General features: G+C 68.4%; 19 protein-coding genes and 1 tRNA gene. 8 read left to right on the top strand and 12 right to left on the bottom strand.

Annotated features, from left to right (window positions below; all coding sequences use genetic code 11):
• Positions 1 to 100: 100 nt before the first annotated feature.
• Positions 101 to 700: a flavin reductase family protein gene (locus NVS89_RS00225; RefSeq protein ID WP_258730434.1), complete on the bottom strand. Its 600-nt coding sequence runs from the start codon at positions 698 to 700 to the stop codon at positions 101 to 103.
• 3 nt (positions 701 to 703) lie between these two features.
• Positions 704 to 1,303: a nitroreductase family protein gene (locus NVS89_RS00220; RefSeq protein WP_258730433.1), complete on the bottom strand. Its 600-nt coding sequence runs from the start codon at positions 1,301 to 1,303 to the stop codon at positions 704 to 706.
• A gap of 220 nt (positions 1,304 to 1,523) precedes the next feature.
• Between NVS89_RS00220 and NVS89_RS00215 the strand changes: the two genes are divergently transcribed.
• Together NVS89_RS00215 and NVS89_RS00210 are read left to right on the top strand one after the other, a co-directional pair.
• Positions 1,524 to 2,513: an RgsD C-terminal domain-containing protein gene (locus tag NVS89_RS00215; RefSeq protein ID WP_258730432.1), complete on the top strand. Its 990-nt coding sequence runs from the start codon at positions 1,524 to 1,526 to the stop codon at positions 2,511 to 2,513.
• Positions 2,514 to 2,616: 103 nt separating this feature from the next.
• Positions 2,617 to 3,753 carry a DUF2336 domain-containing protein gene (locus tag NVS89_RS00210; protein ID WP_258730431.1) on the top strand — a complete coding sequence of 379 codons (1,137 nt, stop codon included), beginning with the start codon at positions 2,617 to 2,619 and terminating at the stop codon, positions 3,751 to 3,753.
• Between the two features lie 36 nt (positions 3,754 to 3,789).
• Here NVS89_RS00210 and NVS89_RS00205 read toward each other — a convergent pair whose 3' ends face one another.
• The gene (locus tag NVS89_RS00205; protein ID WP_258730430.1) at positions 3,790 to 4,608 is read right to left on the bottom strand and encodes an NAD kinase; all 819 of its coding nucleotides are present in this window, start codon (positions 4,606 to 4,608) and stop codon (positions 3,790 to 3,792) included.
• 58 nt (positions 4,609 to 4,666) lie between these two features.
• On the opposite strand from NVS89_RS00205, the gene cutA reads away from it, so the two are divergent.
• Positions 4,667 to 4,975: a divalent-cation tolerance protein CutA gene (gene cutA / locus NVS89_RS00200; protein WP_258730429.1), complete on the top strand. Its 309-nt coding sequence runs from the start codon at positions 4,667 to 4,669 to the stop codon at positions 4,973 to 4,975.
• A 64-nt stretch (positions 4,976 to 5,039) separates the two neighbouring features.
• Here cutA and NVS89_RS00195 read toward each other — a convergent pair whose 3' ends face one another.
• The 7 genes from NVS89_RS00195 to NVS89_RS00165 form a co-directional block, all read right to left on the bottom strand.
• The gene (locus NVS89_RS00195) at positions 5,040 to 5,300 is read right to left on the bottom strand and encodes a DUF3297 family protein (protein WP_258730428.1); all 261 of its coding nucleotides are present in this window, start codon (positions 5,298 to 5,300) and stop codon (positions 5,040 to 5,042) included.
• Between the two features lie 100 nt (positions 5,301 to 5,400).
• Positions 5,401 to 6,399 carry an MBL fold metallo-hydrolase gene (locus NVS89_RS00190; RefSeq protein ID WP_258730427.1) on the bottom strand — a complete coding sequence of 333 codons (999 nt, stop codon included), beginning with the start codon at positions 6,397 to 6,399 and terminating at the stop codon, positions 5,401 to 5,403.
• Positions 6,400 to 6,508: 109 nt separating this feature from the next.
• The gene (locus tag NVS89_RS00185) at positions 6,509 to 7,090 is read right to left on the bottom strand and encodes a hypothetical protein (RefSeq protein WP_258730425.1); all 582 of its coding nucleotides are present in this window, start codon (positions 7,088 to 7,090) and stop codon (positions 6,509 to 6,511) included.
• Positions 7,091 to 7,130: 40 nt separating this feature from the next.
• A complete protein-coding gene (locus NVS89_RS00180; RefSeq protein ID WP_258730424.1) occupies positions 7,131 to 7,931 on the bottom strand; it encodes an ABC transporter permease in 801 nt (266 codons plus the stop codon).
• Positions 7,928 to 8,965 (bottom strand): ABC transporter permease, encoded by a 1,038-nt coding sequence (locus NVS89_RS00175; protein ID WP_258730423.1) that lies wholly within the window; start codon positions 8,963 to 8,965, stop codon positions 7,928 to 7,930. The genes NVS89_RS00180 and NVS89_RS00175 overlap by 4 nt, the downstream gene beginning before the upstream one ends.
• Positions 8,958 to 10,034 carry an ABC transporter ATP-binding protein gene (locus NVS89_RS00170; RefSeq protein WP_258731485.1) on the bottom strand — a complete coding sequence of 359 codons (1,077 nt, stop codon included), beginning with the start codon at positions 10,032 to 10,034 and terminating at the stop codon, positions 8,958 to 8,960. The genes NVS89_RS00175 and NVS89_RS00170 overlap by 8 nt, the downstream gene beginning before the upstream one ends.
• Positions 10,035 to 10,167: 133 nt before the next feature.
• Entirely contained in the window at positions 10,168 to 11,295 is a 1,128-nt protein-coding gene (locus tag NVS89_RS00165; protein WP_258730422.1) for an extracellular solute-binding protein, read from the bottom strand.
• Between the two features lie 443 nt (positions 11,296 to 11,738).
• Between NVS89_RS00165 and NVS89_RS00160 the strand changes: the two genes are divergently transcribed.
• Both NVS89_RS00160 and NVS89_RS00155 read left to right on the top strand, forming a co-directional pair.
• Positions 11,739 to 12,470, top strand: coding sequence for a TerC family protein (locus NVS89_RS00160; RefSeq protein ID WP_258730421.1), 732 nt, complete (start codon positions 11,739 to 11,741; stop codon positions 12,468 to 12,470).
• Between the two features lie 97 nt (positions 12,471 to 12,567).
• Positions 12,568 to 13,257 carry a sulfite oxidase-like oxidoreductase gene (locus NVS89_RS00155; protein WP_258730420.1) on the top strand — a complete coding sequence of 230 codons (690 nt, stop codon included), beginning with the start codon at positions 12,568 to 12,570 and terminating at the stop codon, positions 13,255 to 13,257.
• 91 nt (positions 13,258 to 13,348) lie between these two features.
• Here NVS89_RS00155 and NVS89_RS00150 read toward each other — a convergent pair whose 3' ends face one another.
• Entirely contained in the window at positions 13,349 to 14,119 is a 771-nt protein-coding gene (locus NVS89_RS00150; protein ID WP_258730418.1) for a hypothetical protein, read from the bottom strand.
• Positions 14,120 to 14,437: 318 nt separating this feature from the next.
• Here NVS89_RS00150 and NVS89_RS00145 point away from each other — a divergent pair, with 318 nt between their 5' ends.
• The gene (locus NVS89_RS00145; RefSeq protein WP_258730417.1) at positions 14,438 to 14,683 is read left to right on the top strand and encodes a hypothetical protein; all 246 of its coding nucleotides are present in this window, start codon (positions 14,438 to 14,440) and stop codon (positions 14,681 to 14,683) included.
• 19 nt (positions 14,684 to 14,702) lie between these two features.
• Here NVS89_RS00145 and NVS89_RS00140 read toward each other — a convergent pair.
• A tRNA-Thr gene (locus NVS89_RS00140) sits at positions 14,703 to 14,777 on the bottom strand.
• A 451-nt stretch (positions 14,778 to 15,228) separates the two neighbouring features.
• Here NVS89_RS00140 and NVS89_RS00135 point away from each other — a divergent pair.
• Both NVS89_RS00135 and NVS89_RS00130 read left to right on the top strand, forming a co-directional pair.
• Positions 15,229 to 15,579 (top strand): cysteine rich repeat-containing protein, encoded by a 351-nt coding sequence (locus tag NVS89_RS00135; protein ID WP_258730416.1) that lies wholly within the window; start codon positions 15,229 to 15,231, stop codon positions 15,577 to 15,579.
• 35 nt (positions 15,580 to 15,614) lie between these two features.
• Positions 15,615 to 16,241, top strand: coding sequence for an OmpA family protein (locus tag NVS89_RS00130; RefSeq protein ID WP_258730415.1), 627 nt, complete (start codon positions 15,615 to 15,617; stop codon positions 16,239 to 16,241).
• The last annotated feature ends 22 nt before the right edge of the window (positions 16,242 to 16,263 follow it).

Here is a 16,263-nt window from a genome sequence, read left to right as displayed (position 1 = left end):
ACTTGGCACATAATAATGCGCTTATGGTGAATAAGTTGTTGCCAGACGCGTGAGACGGACACGGGCGGCAGGTGTTGGCCGGCGGGTGCCGCGGATGCGGTCAGGCCGGCCGCGGCAGGGAGCGCAGATCCTCGACCCAGGCGAAGTCGAAATAGCCGCAGCGGGCGAGGGCGTGGAGCCGGTCGGTGCGCACCAGGCCGTCCTCGATGAAGGCTTCGTCGAGGTGGACGCCGACGATCTCGCCGAAGATCAGGTGGCGCCCGGAGGCGGCGCCGTGCCGGTCCCTGGCCTCCAGCGTCTCGGTCACCACGCATTCCAGCGCGCAGGGCGCGGCGGCGACGCGCGGCGGCTTGACCACGCGCGAGGGCGCGGTGGCGAGGCCGGTGAGCTCGAACTCGCTCTCGTCCGAGGGAATGGGCTTCGAGGACAGGTTGACCTGCTCGATCAGCTCCAGCGTCGCGAGGTTGCAGACGAACTCGCCGCTGGCGATGGCGTTGCGCGCCGAATCCTTGATGCCGGCGCTGGAGAACATCACGATGCTCGGATTCTCGCTCACCAGGTTGAAGAAGGAATAGGGGGCGAGATTGGCGGTCCCGTCCTCCGCCAGCGTCGAGATCCAGCCAATCGGGCGCGGGGCGACGATGGCCTTGAGCGGGTCGTGCGGCAGGCCGTGATTGCGGCGGGCGGGCTCGTAGAACATGGATCAGAACCTCGTGACGATGTCGGCGAGAGCGGGGCGGGGGCGGTCCTCCGGCGGGTGCGCAGGGGTGCCGATATGCACGAAGCCGATGAAGCGCTCGTCCTCCGCCAGCCCCAGCGCGCTGCGCACCCGCGCGTCATAGCTGAACCACTGGGTGAGCCAGGTGGCGGAATAGCCGAGCGCATGGGCGGCGACCACCAGCAGGGTCGCGGCGGCGGCACCCGAGAGGGTCTGCTCCCATTCGGGAATCTTCGCATGCGGCCCGGCCTTCGAGACGACCGCGATCACCGCCGGCGCATGAGTGAGGCGGCTGCGCTCGATGGCGACGCGCTCGGCATCGGCATCGGGATTGTCGGCGAGGAAGACCTTGGCGATGGCTTCGCCCGCGCGCTCGCGCGCCTCGCCCTCGAACACGATGAAGCGCCAGGGCGCGAGCTTGCCGTGGTCGGGCACGCGCGAGGCGATGGCGAGCATTTCGTTGACCTCGTCCGGCGTCGGCCCGGGGCCGGCCATGTCGAGCACCTTCGGGCTCTTTCGGGTCTTGAGGAGGGAGAGGGTGGCGTTCGCCGGGGCGTGGGGGGAGGCGGCAGGTGCAGCGGTCATGGAGAGCATCCTTCTGCCCTAGCCGGTAGCACGCCGGGCGGCCGCTGACCAACAGCGCGCGTCGCAGCCGGGCCATGCGGATGAGGGCTCTAGATGACTTGAATTTGCCGCCGTTTGCGGTCACCAGTGCCACATGGTCCAGCCCGCCCGCCATCGCCCCGCCTTCCGTCGAGCTCCGGCGTTTACCGCCCTGCGGATTGCCCTTGCGGCAGTCGTCGTCATGGGGACTATGCCGGCGATGGCGCAGGGCGCGCCCGCCCAGAACGGGGGCCCGAAGGCGCTGCCCTTCGTCGGCGACGAGCCGATTTCGCCCACCAACCGCATGGCGCCGCCGCTGGTGCCTCCCGCCGCCGCCGGCACGCCCGCCCATGGCGACCCGCACACGATCCTGCCGCAGCCGCCGCCCGGAAAGGCCGCCATCGGCATGAGCGCGCGCTTCGGCGACAAGGAGCCGCTGATCCCGCGCGGGCTGGTCTGGCGCGTCTTCGCCGACCGCGCCGAGGCTTCCGGCGCTTACCCGCTGGTGGCGGAGGCGGCCGAGCCGGCGCCGGTGTTCTTCCTCTCGCCGGGTGGCTACGTCGTGCACGTCTCCTACGGGCTGGCGAGCGTCGCGCGGCGCATCGTGGTCGGGCAGGAATCGCGCCGCGAGCAGCTCATCCTCAGGGCCGGCGCGATCCGGCTGGAGAGCGACGTCGCCGACAAGCCGATCCCGGCGCAGAAGGTGACCTACGACATCTACGAGGGAAGCTTCCTGCAGGGGCGGGCGTCGAGCCGCCCGTTCTTCCGCGGCGCCAATTCGGGCGATCTGGTCGTGCTGCCGGCCGGCAACTACTACGTCGTTTCCACCTATGGCGACGGCAACGCTACCATCCAGGTCGACGTCTCGGTCGTCGCCGGCAAGGTGGCCGAGGCGACGCTGCATCACCGTGCGGCGGAGGTGACGCTTCGGCTGGTGAACGCCGCCGGACAGGAGCCGCTGCCGGGCACGCAATGGTCGGTGCTCAGTCCCGGCGGCGACGCCATCAAGGAATCGATCGGCTCGACGCCGACCCTCGCGCTGGCCGAGGGCGAATACACCGCCGTCGCCCGCTACGAGGGCAAGACCTACAGCAAGGACTTCAACGTCGAGGCCGGCAAGGACGGCCCGATCGAGGTGGTCGTCGGCGAGCAGGCCGCCCCGCCCGACCTGACAGAGGGTTCGGGCGACTGACGGGCCCGCCGGCGCCATCAAGGGCCGGCGGTATTATGGTCAACGCTTTCTTAATCAAGACGCCTTCATCATTGCCTCTCCCCTAGAGACGGAGGGCATTGAGATGATCGTGCGTCAGTTTCTGCTGTGGGCCCGGACGGCGCCGGACGCGGCGCGGGCCAAGGCGATCTCCGCTCTCGCGCGAGCCTATACGAGCGCCGATCTCGGTGCCGCGGACCGCGCCGCGCTCGAGACCGCGCTGCCGCTGCTGGCCGCCGATCCCTCGCCCGACGTCCGGCTCGCTCTGGCGAGCGCGCTGAGCCGCCACCCGCTGGTGCCCGTCGACATCGTGCTGACGCTGGCCGAGCTCGACGGCGAGGCGGGCGAGGTGATGCTCACCCACTCCCCGGTGCTGAACACGCGCGAACTGATTGAGTTCTGCGAGAGCGGCGACGCCGTGCGCCAGGCCGCAATCGCCTCACGCGAGGGCCTGCCGGCCCCGGTCGCCGCGGCGCTCGCCGAGACCGGCCACGCCGAGGCGTGCCTCGCGCTGGTGCGCAACGTCTCGGCCGACATTCCCGGCTTCGCGCTCGGGCGCATCGTGGTGCGCCACGGCCATGTCGGCACCATCCGCGAGGCGCTGCTGGCGCGTCCGGATCTGCCGGCGGCGGCGCATCAGGCTGTTATCCGCGCGGTGGCGGGAACGCTGTCCAGCTTCGTCGCCCAGCGCCAGTGGCTCGAGCCCGACGTTGCCGCGCGCGTGGTCCGCGAGGCCTGCGACAGCGCCGCGGTCGAGACCGCCGGCCGCGAGGGTGCCGATGTGCGCGCGCTGGTCGAGATCCTGAAAAGCCAGGGCGAGCTCACGCCCGCGCTCGCGCTGCGCTCGCTGCTCTCCGGGCAGGTGCGCATGTTCCTCGAGACCGTCTCGGTGCTCTCCGGCCTGCCGACCGACCGCATCGCGGCGCTGGCGGCGGACCGCTCGGGCGACGCCTTCCGCGTGCTCTACAACCGGATCGGCCTGCCCGCCGGCGCCTATCTCGCCTTCCGCACCGCGCTCGAGGTGCTGCAGCGTGAGGATTATGTCGACGAGGCGGACGAGGAGGAGGCGGGCCTCAAGCGGCGCATCGTCGACACGGTGCTGGACCGCTACGCATCGCAGGGCGAGACCGACAACAAGCTGGTCGGCGTGCTGGAGCGCTGGAAGGAAAATGCCGTGCGCGACGCCCGCGAGCGCCGGGAGCAGCGCGAACTCGCGGCCTGACGGCGGTGCGTTCTCGGAAAGGGCGGCGGTTCGGCCTCAGCCGAACTGCTCGCGCAGGATGCGCTCCTCGATCGAATGATCCCGATCGACCAGCATGGTCATCGACGAGGCGTTGTCGAGCTTGGCCCGCACCGCCACCACGTTCAGCACCTGGAAATGGTCCGCCGTGGCGTTGACCGGGCGCTTTTCGAATTCCAGCACCGCGATGTCGACCCGTGCGCGGTCCGGCACCAGCGCGCCGCGCCAGCGCCGCGGCCGGAACGCCGAGATCGGCGTGACCGCGAGCAGTGGCGTGCCGATCGGCAGGATCGGCCCCTGGGCGGAGAGGTTGTAGGCGGTTGAGCCGGCCGGGGTCGCCACCAGCACGCCGTCGCAGATCAGCTCTTCCATGCGCACCTTGCCGTCGATGGCGATGCGCAGCTTGGCCGCCTGATAGGACTGGCGGATCAGCGACACCTCGTTGATGGCGGGCGCGCGATGCTGGCGCCCATTCACGTCGGTCGCTTCCATCATCAGCGGATGGATGACGACTCGCTGCGCGGCGGCGATGCGCTCGGGCAGGTCCTCCTGGCGGAACGAGTTCATCAGGAAGCCGACCGAGCCCCGGTTCATGCCGTAGATCGGGATGCCGGTATCGCGGAAGCGGTGCAGGCTCTGCAGCATGAAGCCGTCGCCGCCGAGCGCGACGACGATGTCGGCATCCTCCGGCGCGATGTTGCCGTAGCGGGCGACGAGCTGGGCCTGCGCGTGGAGCGCGTCCGGTGCCTCGCTCGCGACAAAGGCGATTCGGCCATATGCTGGCGCAGCGTCAGCATCCGCGGGTGATTCCGGGGTGGGGCGGGCGACGTCGTTCATGCATGTGAGCCCGGGCAGGGGGGTGGATATGGTGGCGCCGGAAGACGAGTTTGGCACCATGATGGTCTATACGACCTGGCCGAGCGCCGTCGAGGCCGAAGCCGCCGGTCGCGCCATCGTCGCCGACGGGCTGGCCGCCTGCGTCAATATAATGCCGGGCATGGTTTCGATCTATCGCTGGCGCGGCGAGATCGAGCGGGCGGACGAGGTGGTGATGATCCTCGCGACCCGAGAGGACCTCGCCGACGCGGTGGCGCAGGCGGTGAGGGCGCGCCATTCCTACGACATGCCGGCGATCCTGTTCCTGCCCGTCACGGGCGGGGACACCGACTATCTCGACTGGATCGAGCAGGAGACCGGCGAATAAACGACGGGCGAATAAGCGACGGGGCGAGCGGGCCGCCCGCCCGCACCGTCGGTTCCGTGGCTGCTCAGCCTTCCGGCTTGTCCTGCAGATAGGGCTCGACCGCGCCCTTGAGCTTCACCGTCATCGGGTTGCCGGCGCGGTCCTTCGCCTTGCCGACGGCGACCCGGACCCAGCCCTCGCTGACGCAGTATTCCTCGACATTGGTCTTCTCGACCCCCTTGAAGCGGATGCCGACGCCGCGGGCGAGCAGCTCCTCGTCATAGAACGGGCTGTTCGGGTCGCTGGAGAGTCGGTCGGGCAGGGTGCCGGGCACGGTGTCGGTCATGGTCGTCCTCGGGGCTGGTATGCGGAGGCGAGACATAGCCGCGCCCCCGCACCTTGCCAAGTTCGGGTCGGATGGGATCGGGAAAGGAAGGGCTACCGGCTCAGAGCACCGGATTCCAGATCGCCGGCACCAGCTCGTAGCCGCCGTCGTTGCGGCGCACATGGCCGAGGGCGGGGAAGGTGTAGTGATAGCCGGTGATCGGCAGCCGGTCGGCCGCCACCATGTCGTAGATGCGCTTGCGGGTCTCGATCGCCTTCGGCCCGTCCATGTCGAACTGCACCTGCCATTCGGGATGCACCGCGAACAGCGCCGGCAGGTTGGTGGTGTCGGACTGGATGAACAGCTTCTCGTCGCCGTCCGCCAGCACGAAGGCGGTGTGGCCGGGCGTGTGGCCGACCGCTTCCACCGAGGTGAGGCCGGGCGCGATCTCCTTGTCCCATTCATACCTGGTGACGCGGCTGTCGATGTCCTTGAAGATGCGGCGGGCGTTCTTGAAGTTGCCCTGCAGCCCTTCCGGCGCGCGGCTCATCTCGCCGTCGTCCATCCAGTAGGACCACTCCGCCGCCGGGACCAGGATCTCGGCATTGGGGAAGGCCAGGGCGCCGTCGGTGGCGCGCAGGCCGTTGATGTGGTCGCCGTGGAAATGGGAGATGACCACGGTGTCGATATCGGCCGGCTTCACCCCGGCCCAGGCGAGGTTGGCGGGCAGCTTGCCGACCGGCGCGTTGCCGCCCTGCGGGCCGTTGCCGGTGTCGATCAGCACCAGCTTGCCGCCGGTGCTCAGCAGCAGCGGGTTGAACTGGATCGTCATCGTGTCCTTCGGCATGAAGGCGGCTTCCAGCGCCGCGTTCACCTCGTCGCGGCTGGCGTTCTTCACGAAGCCCTCCGGGAGCGGGAAGCTGCGGGCGCCGTCATTGGCCACCGTGACCTCGATGTCGCCGACCTTGTAGCGGTAGAGGCCCGGCACCTGCTGGCCGGAGCCGGTCTGCGCCGCGGCCGGGCTCGGCGCGAGCACGCCGGAGGCCAGCGGAAGCGTGGCGGCAAGGGCCGGCAGGGCGGCGCCCCCGGCGAGGATGTGGCGGCGGGAGAGGTTCGTCATTGCGGGCTCCATGGCTGCAAGAGCCGCCCGAGGGGGCAGGCCGGCGCAGGCTAGTGGCGCTACGTCAGCCGGTCACGGCGCCGCGCTTCACGTTCGGGTGAGAGGCTGCCTAGAAGTGATATTTGTAGCCGAGCCCGATCTCGTTGTCGGACACCTTGCCGTTGGCCCATTCGCGGGTAAAGCCGACCGAGACCGAGTTGGCCTTGTCGATCCGGAAGCCGAGCGAGGTGCCGACCGCGGGCGTGTCGAAATCGTAGGCCGTGTCGAAGGCGTTGCGGTAGCGCAGGTTGACGATCGACCATGTGACGATCGGCGTGACCTTCCAGTCCGCGGAAGCCGTCAGCGAGTAATAGGGAAAGTCCGGCCCCGCGCTCTGCACATTGCTGCCGAGCGCGGCGATGCCGGTGATCGAGAACGCCTCCGAGAGCACGAACTTGTAGCCGAGCCCGGCCTCGGATTTCAGGTCCCAGGCATCGGTGCCGGAGATGTCGTAATATTTGCTCGTGAGCGCGGCGACGACGTTGTTGTCGAAGGTGTGCCCGTAGCTGACGCCGGTCACCGTCGCCTTGCTGGCGTTGAAGTCGTTCGGCTCGCGCTGGGTCGTGATCGACACGCCGAGTTCGTTCTCCGCGGCGAAGGCCGGTCCCCCGAACAGAACGGCCACGACCGCGGCGGCATAGGCAGACTTCATATTGGAACGCCCCTCGAACCTGACAGGGCGCGCCGCGCGGTCAGCGCTTCGGCTTGCCCCTCAACACCACATAGCTCGTCGCGGCCAGCAGCGTCACCACGACGAAGATCACCCCCACGACATTGATGACAGGTGAAAGCCCGAAGCGCATGCGCGAGGCGATCTCGGTCACCAGCGTCCACTCGCCGCCGATGGCGAAGACGGTCGTGTTGTAGTTCTCGAACGATTGCAGGAAAGCGACGACCGCGGCGGTGAAGCAGGTCGGCGCGAGGAAGGGCAGGGTGATGCGCCGGAACACCATGGTATGGCTGGCGCCGAGGTCGAGCGCGGCCTCCTCCAGCGTGCGGTCCTGGCGCTGCAGCCGGGCGAGGAACAGCAGCATGGCGTAGGAGGCGATGAAGCTCGACTGCGCCATCACCGCGACGAACAGGCCGCCGGCGACGCCGAACTGGCGCCAGAAGATCAGGCTGGAAATGCCGAGGATGATGCCCGGCGTCAGCACCGGCGAGACCAGCACCGAATAGAGCATCGTGCCGGAGCGCTGGCCGAGCCGGGTGAGGATGAGCGCACCCGACAGGCCGGCGGGGATCGACACCACGATCACGCCCAGCGCCACCAGCACCGAGTTCACCAGCCCCTGCAGCAGGCGCTGGTCGTGGGCGAGGGCGACGAACCATTCCAGCGTGAAGCCGCGCCACTGCGTCACCGAGGGGTAGTCGTAGGAGTTGAACGCCGCCGCCGACATCACCGCCAGCGGCAGGAAGAGATAGAGCACGAACAGCCCGACATAGATGTTGAGCACGAGCTGGGCGGACCGGCTGTCGGCGGCGGAGGCGCTCATTTCGCGATGTCCCTCAGTCCGACGCCGAACAGGCGCATCATGATCAGGATGAAGATCGTGCACACGACCAGCAGCGACACCGCATAGGCCGAGCCCATGTTCCAGTTGTTGCTCTCGTAGAACTGCCGGTAGACGAGCTGGCTGAACCAGTCCCCGCCCTGGCCGCGGGTCATGATCGAGGGCACCGAATAGGAACCGGCCGAGAGCATGAAGGTCATGATGCAGCCGACCGCGATGCCCGGCTTGGCGTGGGGGATAATCACCCGGCGATGGATGCGCACGGTCGAGGCGCCGAGGTCGCGCGCCGCCTCGATCTGGTTGCGGTCGAGCGTCTCCAGCGTGTTCACCATCGGGAACACCATGAACAGCACGTAGGTGTAGATCATCGCCAGGAACACGGCGGAGGGATTCTCGAGGAACGGGATCCAGCCGCGATTGTCGAGGTCGACGATGCCGAGCCAGCCGAGGATGCCGTTGATGACCCCGCGATAGTCGAGGATCATCAGCCAGGCATAGACGCGCAGCAATTCGTTGATGGCGTAGGGTACGATCAGGCAGACCATCAGGATGACCGCCTTGCGCGGCCCCGAGGCCAGCGCCACCACATAGGCCACCGGGTAGCACACGACGAGCGCCAGCAGCGTCACCATCAGCGCGTAGATGATGGTGCGCACGAAGATGTAGAAGTGCAGCGAGCTCATGCGGGTGAAGTTGGCGAAGCCGTAGGTCTTAGGCGGGTTCTTCTCCTGCGCCTCGAGCTCGGTCACCTCGGCCTGCTTGGCCGCGAGCTGGGCCTCGATCGCCGCCTTCTTGGCCGGGTCGGTGGCGTTGCCCTGGTCGAGCTCCAGCACCGCGATGTCGTTGTAGAGCCGGTCGATGGTCAGCGAGACGCTGCCCTTGGCGTCGCGCCACCACAGCGACTGCTGCACCATCGCGCCGAGCGGCACGAGGATCAGGGCGAGGATCCAGATGACGGTGATGAGCGCGATCAGCGTTGCGAGCGGCTTGCCGTAGGCGCGGGCGAGGCTACCCATTGGCGAGCGCTCCCACCGGGAACACCAGCGCATCCTGTCGGCCGAAGGAGAGCGAGAGCTCTTCGGGCAGCTCGCGGATCGCCGGGCCGTTGGGCAGCGTCACCATGAACTGCTGGTCGGCGGCGGCGCAGTCGAGATTGACCGAGGGCCCTTCGAGGCTGCGCGAGACGAGGCGCGCGGGGAAGCTGTTCTCGCCGGTGCCGGCGAGCGCGATGCGCTCGGGCCGCACCATGACCAGCGCCTCGTCGCCGACCGACAGCGTGCCGCTGGTCCGGCCCTGCAGCCGGCCGACCGGCGTGTCGACGCCGGCCTCGCCGCCGGCGAGCGTCGCGACCCGGCCGCGCAGCACGTTCTGCTCGCCGACGAAGGTGGCGACGAAGGGCGTGGCGGGATCGGCGTAGAGCATGTCGGCTTCCGCGACCTGCTCCAGCCGGCCCCGGCTCATCACCGCCACGCGGTCGGACATGGCGAGCGCCTCACCCTGATCGTGGGTAATGTAGATGAAGGTGATGCCGACCCGCCGCTGGATCGCGCGCAGCTCGGTGCGCATGTGCTGGCGCAGCTTGAGGTCGAGCGCGGAGAGCGGCTCGTCGAGCAGCAGCACGGAGGGCTCGACCGCGAGCGCGCGGGCGATCGCCACGCGCTGGCGCTGGCCGCCGGACAGGTCCGCGGGCTTCTTGTCGCCGAACCCGCCGAGCGCCACCAACTCCAGCAGCTCCTGCGCGCGCTTCAGCCGCTCGGCCTTGCCGATGCCACGCGCCTCGAGCCCGAAGGCGACGTTCTCGGCGACGCTCATCAAGGGGAACAGCGCGAGGTTCTGGAAGATCAGCGCGGTGGGGCGCTCATTGGGCTCCTTGCCCGCCATGTCCTCGCCGCCGATCAGCACCCGGCCCTCGGTGGGGTGGATGAAGCCGGAAATGGTGCGCAGGATCGTGGTCTTGCCGCAGCCGGACGGCCCGAGGATGGAGAAGAACTCGCCCGCATGGATGGACAGGTCGGTGGGATGAACCGCTGTCGCCTCGCCGAAGCGGATCGACACCTTGTCGAGACGTACGTCCTTGCCGCGCATGGGATCGCCATCGGCGCCGTGTTCGCCGCCAAGGCCGGGCATGTCCCGGCCTTCCACGTCGTCGGGGGCCATCCGAGCTGGCGTGGATCCCCGGGACCCGCCCGGGGATGACGTTGGCTGGAGGGAACGCCGGTCAGGCGTTGGTCAGCTTCTCGACGTACTCGCCGCGCAGCTTGGCGTAGAAGTCCGTCTGCATCGGCCACCAGAACAGGTTGTCGATGGTGTCGCCCGGATAGGCGGCCTCGAAGGCGGAGCGCGCCTCGTCGGAGAGGAACTCCGAGGAGCCCTTGGCGCAGGAATTGTAGCCGGTGGTGTTGGAGAACTTGGCGCCGATCTCCGGCTGGTAGAGGAAGTTCGCCAGCGCGTAGGCCTGCTCGACATTGGCCGCGCCGGCCGGCATGGCCAGCGTGTCGGTCCAGGCGAGGCCGCCTTCCTTCGGCATGCCGTAGCTCCACTTCTTGTCGACGTTGCGGTGGAGCAGGATGCCGGTGGTGTCCCAGGTCTGGCCGATGGTGCAGCCGGCGTCGGTGAAGGCCGCGGTCGCCTCGGTGGCGTTGTTCCAGAACGCGCCGATGTCGCCCTTGTGCTCGACGATGAACTTCAGGCAGCCCTCGAAGACGCGGCGGGAGTCAGCCTCGGACTTGTACAGGTCGAGGCCGCGGTTCGACGGCAGCGTGCCGTTGGCGTCGAGATAGAGGGCGACGCCGTTGAACACCGACTTCTGGCGGATGGCGGTCTGCTTCGGGTTGGCCGGCATCCACATGTCGCCATAGGAGATTTCGCCGGACTTCTTGCCGGGGAACTTGGTCGAATCCCAGGTCACGCCTTCCGTGCCCCAGTCGAAGGGCACCAGGTAGCGCTTGCCGCGATAGGCGGCGCCGAGCGTGAGCGAGTTGCGGTAGATCGAGGGGATGACCTGGTCGACCTTGAACTTCTTCTCGTCGATCGGCTGCAGCAGGTTGTCCTTGTAGTAGTTCGGGCCGGTGTCGACCGAGGGGAAGAGCAGGTCGAAGCCCTTGCCGCCGGCGGCGCGAAGCTTGTTCTCGGCCTCTTCGTTCGAGCCGTAGGTCGACAGGTTCACCTTGACGCCGGTGGCGTTGGTGAAGTCGGCCAGCACGGTGTTCTTGTCGAAATAGTCACCCCACGCATAGACGTCGACCGAGCCGGAGGTGGCGAGCGCGTCATGCGCGCGCAGCACCACCGGGGCGGCGAGGGCGAAGGCACTGGCCTTCATCAGGTCGCGACGGGAAAAACGAGACATTTGAACCTCCCTTAGCCCCCGGGGGGCGGAACCGCGTCCGCTCTAGTGAGGCGCGATGAACGGACGATGACACGAGCTTTCGGGCCCACAAAGCGCCGCGCGTAGGGGCAGGGGATGCTGTCGGATGAAGACAAGAGGGGCGTCGATTCCGTTCAACATTGCCGCAGGTGCCGGCAAGGGGTGCGTGGATAGGGGTGCGACAATCTGTCATGTCCGGTTTCGCTGGCGTTGCGGCAGGGGTGGCCTAAATTCCGCCTACCCGTTGATCCGGGCCCCTCTGACGCGAGCCGAGCCGGCGTTCGCGTGATGTCGGATCGCTTTTCCGATGTCGCGCCGGCTGGAGTCGTGTCCGCTCATGAAGCGTTGTTTCCTGTACCGTGATCCCGTGCCCGCGCCGCGTCGCGCGATGCGGGACGGTGTCTCGACCTGGGGGGAGTGATCCGGTGGATTATCTGATCGAACTTGCCGTCAGCCCGGCGGCCTGGGCGGCGCTGGTGACGCTGATCGCGATGGAAGTCGTGCTCGGCATCGACAACCTGCTGTTCATCTCGATCCTGACCAACAAGCTGCCCCCCGACATCCGTCCGCGCGCCCGCCGGATCGGCATCGGGCTGGCGCTCATCATGCGGCTCGGCCTGCTCAGCACGGTGGCGATCATCGTCCAGCTCACGGAGCCGGTGTTCACCCTGTTCGACCAGCCCTTCTCCTGGCGGGACATGATCCTGATCGGTGGCGGCCTGTTCCTGGTGTGGAAGGCGACCAAGGAGATCCATCACGCCATGGCGCCGCCGGACGAGCAGGACGCCATGGAGGGAGGGTCGCTTTCTATGGGCTTCGGCGCGGCGATCGTGCAGATTCTGATCCTGGACCTCGTGTTCTCGGTCGACAGCATCATCACCGCGGTCGGCATGACCGACCACATCCCGATCATGGTGGTGGCGGTCATCGTGGCGGTGCTCACCATGCTGTTCGCGGCGGGCCCGCTGGCGAACTTCATCAACCGCAATCCCTCCATCGTGATGCTGGCGCTCGGCTTCCTTCTGCTGATCGGCACTACGCTTATCGCCGAGGGTTTCGGCGCCCACGTCTCGAAGGGCTACATCTACACGGCGATGGCGTTCTCCGCCGGCGTCGAGATGCTGAACATGATCCAGCGCCGCCGCCACGCGGCCTGAGGGCGGCGGCCGACAGACGCTCCGGCGGCGTGCCCCTTGAAAGGACGCGCCGCCGGACGATGCTATGATGGAGCAACCAATCGCAGGAGCTCCGGGCATGGCCGAGGAATACGAGGCGGCGGGCGGCGACGACGCGCTGCCCGCGGATAGCAAGCTCACCACCACCAAGCAGCGCTGGGCCCGCGAGGGCAAGTTCCTCACCGGGCGCGTGACGCGGTCGGAGAACGAGCGCCTGCCGCCGGGCCAGCATCTGGTGCGCGACTGGCCGGTGCTCGACCTCGGCCTGCAGCCGCGCATCCCGCTGGAGACGTGGCGGCTCGACGTGACGGGGGCGGTGGAGACCCCGGTCTCCTGGGACTGGCCGACCTTCCGCGCGCAGAAGCAGACGAGCGAGGTGACGGACATTCACTGCGTCACCACCTGGTCGCGCTACGACAACCGCTGGGAGGGGCTTTCGACCCGCGACCTGCTCGACATCGTCATGCCGCGTGCGGAGGCGAGCCACGTCATGCTCCAGTCCTATGACGGCTACACCACCAATCTCCCGCTGGAGGATTTCGCCGCCGAGGATGCGCTGCTGGTCCATAGCTGGGAGGGGCAGCCGCTGACCCTCGAGCATGGCGGGCCGGTGCGGCTGATGGTGCCGCATCTCTATTTCTGGAAGAGCGCGAAGTGGCTGAAGAAGATCGAGTTCCGCACCAGCGACCAGCGCGGCTTCTGGGAGGAGCGCGGCTATCACAACCACGCCGATCCCTGGAAGGAGGAGCGCTACTCGGACGACGAGTGAGCGCTTCTGCAACGGCGGCCGTCGACCGGCGGCTCTCTGAATCGAAACGGCCGGGCTCAGCCCGGCCGTTTTGCTTTAAGGGTGGTCGGCCTCAGCGCGGCCGGCTGGTGCCGGGCCGCAGGAAGGCGGGCGCGCTGGTCGGCTCTCCCGCGCCAGCCGCCTTGCGCAGCGTGCCGGCGGGCGGAGTCGGGGTCGAGCCGTAGCCGCTGAAGGAACCGCCGGGAACGTAGGACGCCTTGACCGGGGCGGGCGCGTAGGAGTTCGCCGCCAGCCGGGAGGACAGGGTCGGCATGGCCGAGGCCATGGCGGTCACCGGCTTCGCGGCTGCGGCTTTGGCCGTCATCGGCTTGGCGGGCGGCGTATTGTGGTGGCGCGTGATACCGGCCGAGCCGGACTTCGGCACGGAGCCGGACTTGGGCGCCGGGCCGGATTTGGGAACCCCGCCGACCGGCCCCTTGGCAAGCTGGGCGGTGCGGGGAAGATCGGCCGCGACGGCGGTGGCACGCTTGGGACCGGCGCTCGAGAGTTCGCGGCGCAGCTTGGCCCAGGTCTCGGCAAGCGCCGAGGGATCCCAGCTCGGCTCGTTCTCGTCGATGTCCCATTTTTCAAGCGTTTCCGCTGTGGCGACGCCCGAATCGACACGCTGACGCGGCTCGGGACCATGCGCGGCGACGGCGGCTTCGTCCGTCGCCGGCTGCGGCGGAGCCGCCTGAGGTGCGGCTGCCGGCACCGTAGCGACAGCCCCGGCGGGAACCGCTGCCTGCGCCACCGGGATCGCGACCGCCTGTGCGGCGAGCGCCATGGTCTGCGTGGTCACCGGCACGTTCCACTTGCCGGTCTCCCACTCGTTGATGGCCCACATCACTGCGGCACCGATCCCCGCGCCGGCGCAGACATCCGTGATCCGGACACCCGGCACGATGGAGAGATACAAGGCACATATGACGGCAACACCGACATAGCACGCAGGCGCACGCCACTTAGCTTGCATGTCCAATCCCCCGGAAATTTGAATCAATATAGCTGATTCGTGGGAATCTCAGTGCCTTACGCGAAAGAAATGACGCTGAGTCTTGATGTCGCGGGTCACGGGCGCATCACGGGCCGGAACAAGGGGGCGCGATGCGCGTTCCGCGCACGAAGGCCGGCGCGCTGGGTCGCAGACGATCGGGGAAACGCCATGGCTCCGTGGATCGTTGTTCTGCTCGGATCTCTCTTCATCGCCGCCGCGATCGCGCGTGCCCGTCGCAGGTCCGATCCGGGCGCGTGGGTCGGTATCGCGGCGCTGATCGGGCTGACGCTTTGGCTCGCCGGCCTCGCGCGCGAGCACCTCGTCGAGGGCCCCGCGCCGGCACCGGCCATCACCACGCTGGACCCGCCGCCCGCCCTGCGCGACCATCCCTCGCCCTTCGGCAATGACGGCTGAGGCGAATCGCAGGCGATGCTGGTGCCGGTTGAGGGGATCGAACCCCCGACCTTCGGTTTACAAAACCGCTGCTCTACCGCTGAGCTAAACCGGCATTTGGCGGCAGGATGCCGAACTCGGCCGGCCCGCGCCAGCGGCCAGCCTCGACACGGCCGTCTTCCCCCAACTGCGCCTATGGGTCAAGCGCCTGAACGGCGCACGGCACTGCGCCGCCGCTCCGCCATGTCGGCATTTTCGGGGTTACGGACCGCCGCGCAGCGCCATTCCCGCCGTCCGCCCGCCGCTCGTCGCGCGCCTCGTCCGGCCCGGCGGGGCCGGCCCACCGTGCCGGTAGAATGGTGGATTAAGCGATTGCGCCGAGGCCCGGCATCTGCGAGACGAGTCAGCGGGAAGGGGTGCCGACAGGAGCGATGCGTCTTCCCTCCCCGGCGGAGTCGCCGCCGGAGACGACCAACCTTCTCGGGAGGCGGGAAATGAAGGGAAAGATCCTAGCGCTCGGTGCCCTCATGCTGGCTGGCCTTGCGGCCCCGGCATCGGCACAGACCATGAGCTACGCCCAGGCGGGCGCGCTCATCGCCAAGAGCTGCGGTCCCTCGATCGAGCGCTACTGCTCGAAGTTCAACATCGGCACCGGCGACGTGCAGAAGTGCCTGCAGGACAACAAGGACAAGGTGCCGCCGCAGTGCTTCACCGACTTCGCGGCCGTGCAGGCCTCGATCGCCAAGCGCGTCGCCGCCCAGGAGGGCGCGTGGAAGGCCTGCGCCGCCAGTGCGCAGCAGTTCTGCTCCGGCGTCCAGCCGGGCGATGCCAACCTGCTCGACTGCCTGCTCGCCTCGTCCAAGGTCGTGCGGCCCGTGTGTAAGGAAACGCTGCTCAACGCCGGTTGGGCGAATTGACGGCCACGGCAACGTCCAGGGGAAAGAGACTGATCATGACCCGCTTCACCCGCATTCTCGGGGGACTCGCCCTCGCCGCGGTGCTCGCCGCGCCGCTCGCCACCAGCGCCAGCGCCCAGACCGACGACAGCGCCGCGCAGATCATGAAGGGGCTGTCGAGCGTCACCAATGACGATCCCAGCCTGACCGTCGAGCTGCTGCGCAAGATGGCGCAGGACGCCGTGGCGGCGAACCAGCCGCTCTCGCTCAACAAGTCCGAGATCGCCAAGAAGCTCGACAAGCTGGCGCAGATCACGGTGCAGATCCAGTTCGCGCTGAACTCCGCGGTCATCCGTCCGGAGTCCTACGCGACGCTCGGCTCGATCGCCGATGCGATGCACCACCCGATCCTGTGGAACTACAAGTTCGTCGTGGTCGGCAACACCGACGCGACCGGCACCCGCAAGTACAATCTGGAGCTCAGCCAGAAGCGCGCGGACGCCATCGTTCAGGCGCTGATCACGCTCTACCGCATCTCGCCGGACCGCCTGCAGGCGCTCGGCCTCGGCCAGGAGGCGCTGCAGGTGCCCTCCAAGCCGGACGATCCGATCAATCGGCGCGTACAGATCTACAACATCGGCACCGTCGCGCCGATGCCGAAGGGCACGACCAACCCGCAATGAGGTGAGGGGCGACATCGTCGCC

Origin of the sequence: Ancylobacter mangrovi (assembly GCF_024752355.1) — a bacterium.
GTDB classification, from domain to species: Bacteria; Pseudomonadota; Alphaproteobacteria; order Rhizobiales; family Xanthobacteraceae; genus Ancylobacter; species Ancylobacter mangrovi.
Note: the sequence above shows the minus strand (reverse complement) of the source record. Positions and strands in the feature narration are given on the sequence as shown.

What these genes read in the sequence shown, in the direction of transcription:
- NVS89_RS00210 (WP_258730431.1), top strand. Translation starts at nt 2,617, where the DNA reads ATGATCGTGCGTCAGTTTCTGCTGTGGGCCCGGACGGCGCCGGACGCG.
- NVS89_RS00195 (WP_258730428.1), bottom strand. Translation starts at nt 5,300, where the DNA reads ATGACCGACACCGTGCCCGGCACCCTGCCCGACCGACTCTCCAGCGAC.
- NVS89_RS00170 (WP_258731485.1), bottom strand. Translation starts at nt 10,034, where the DNA reads ATGCGCGGCAAGGACGTACGTCTCGACAAGGTGTCGATCCGCTTCGGC.
- NVS89_RS00150 (WP_258730418.1), bottom strand. Translation starts at nt 14,119, where the DNA reads ATGTGGGCCATCAACGAGTGGGAGACCGGCAAGTGGAACGTGCCGGTG.
- NVS89_RS00180 (WP_258730424.1), bottom strand. Translation starts at nt 7,931, where the DNA reads ATGAGCGCCTCCGCCGCCGACAGCCGGTCCGCCCAGCTCGTGCTCAAC.
- cutA (WP_258730429.1), top strand. Translation starts at nt 4,667, where the DNA reads ATGATGGTCTATACGACCTGGCCGAGCGCCGTCGAGGCCGAAGCCGCC.
- NVS89_RS00135 (WP_258730416.1), top strand. Translation starts at nt 15,229, where the DNA reads ATGAGCTACGCCCAGGCGGGCGCGCTCATCGCCAAGAGCTGCGGTCCC.
- NVS89_RS00225 (WP_258730434.1), bottom strand. Translation starts at nt 700, where the DNA reads ATGTTCTACGAGCCCGCCCGCCGCAATCACGGCCTGCCGCACGACCCG.
- NVS89_RS00165 (WP_258730422.1), bottom strand. Translation starts at nt 11,295, where the DNA reads ATGTCTCGTTTTTCCCGTCGCGACCTGATGAAGGCCAGTGCCTTCGCC.
- NVS89_RS00145 (WP_258730417.1), top strand. Translation starts at nt 14,438, where the DNA reads ATGGCTCCGTGGATCGTTGTTCTGCTCGGATCTCTCTTCATCGCCGCC.
- NVS89_RS00185 (WP_258730425.1), bottom strand. Translation starts at nt 7,090, where the DNA reads ATGAAGTCTGCCTATGCCGCCGCGGTCGTGGCCGTTCTGTTCGGGGGA.
- NVS89_RS00155 (WP_258730420.1), top strand. Translation starts at nt 12,568, where the DNA reads ATGGCCGAGGAATACGAGGCGGCGGGCGGCGACGACGCGCTGCCCGCG.
- NVS89_RS00190 (WP_258730427.1), bottom strand. Translation starts at nt 6,399, where the DNA reads ATGACGAACCTCTCCCGCCGCCACATCCTCGCCGGGGGCGCCGCCCTG.
- NVS89_RS00205 (WP_258730430.1), bottom strand. Translation starts at nt 4,608, where the DNA reads ATGAACGACGTCGCCCGCCCCACCCCGGAATCACCCGCGGATGCTGAC.
- NVS89_RS00215 (WP_258730432.1), top strand. Translation starts at nt 1,524, where the DNA reads ATGGGGACTATGCCGGCGATGGCGCAGGGCGCGCCCGCCCAGAACGGG.
- NVS89_RS00175 (WP_258730423.1), bottom strand. Translation starts at nt 8,965, where the DNA reads ATGGGTAGCCTCGCCCGCGCCTACGGCAAGCCGCTCGCAACGCTGATC.
- NVS89_RS00130 (WP_258730415.1), top strand. Translation starts at nt 15,615, where the DNA reads ATGACCCGCTTCACCCGCATTCTCGGGGGACTCGCCCTCGCCGCGGTG.
- NVS89_RS00220 (WP_258730433.1), bottom strand. Translation starts at nt 1,303, where the DNA reads ATGACCGCTGCACCTGCCGCCTCCCCCCACGCCCCGGCGAACGCCACC.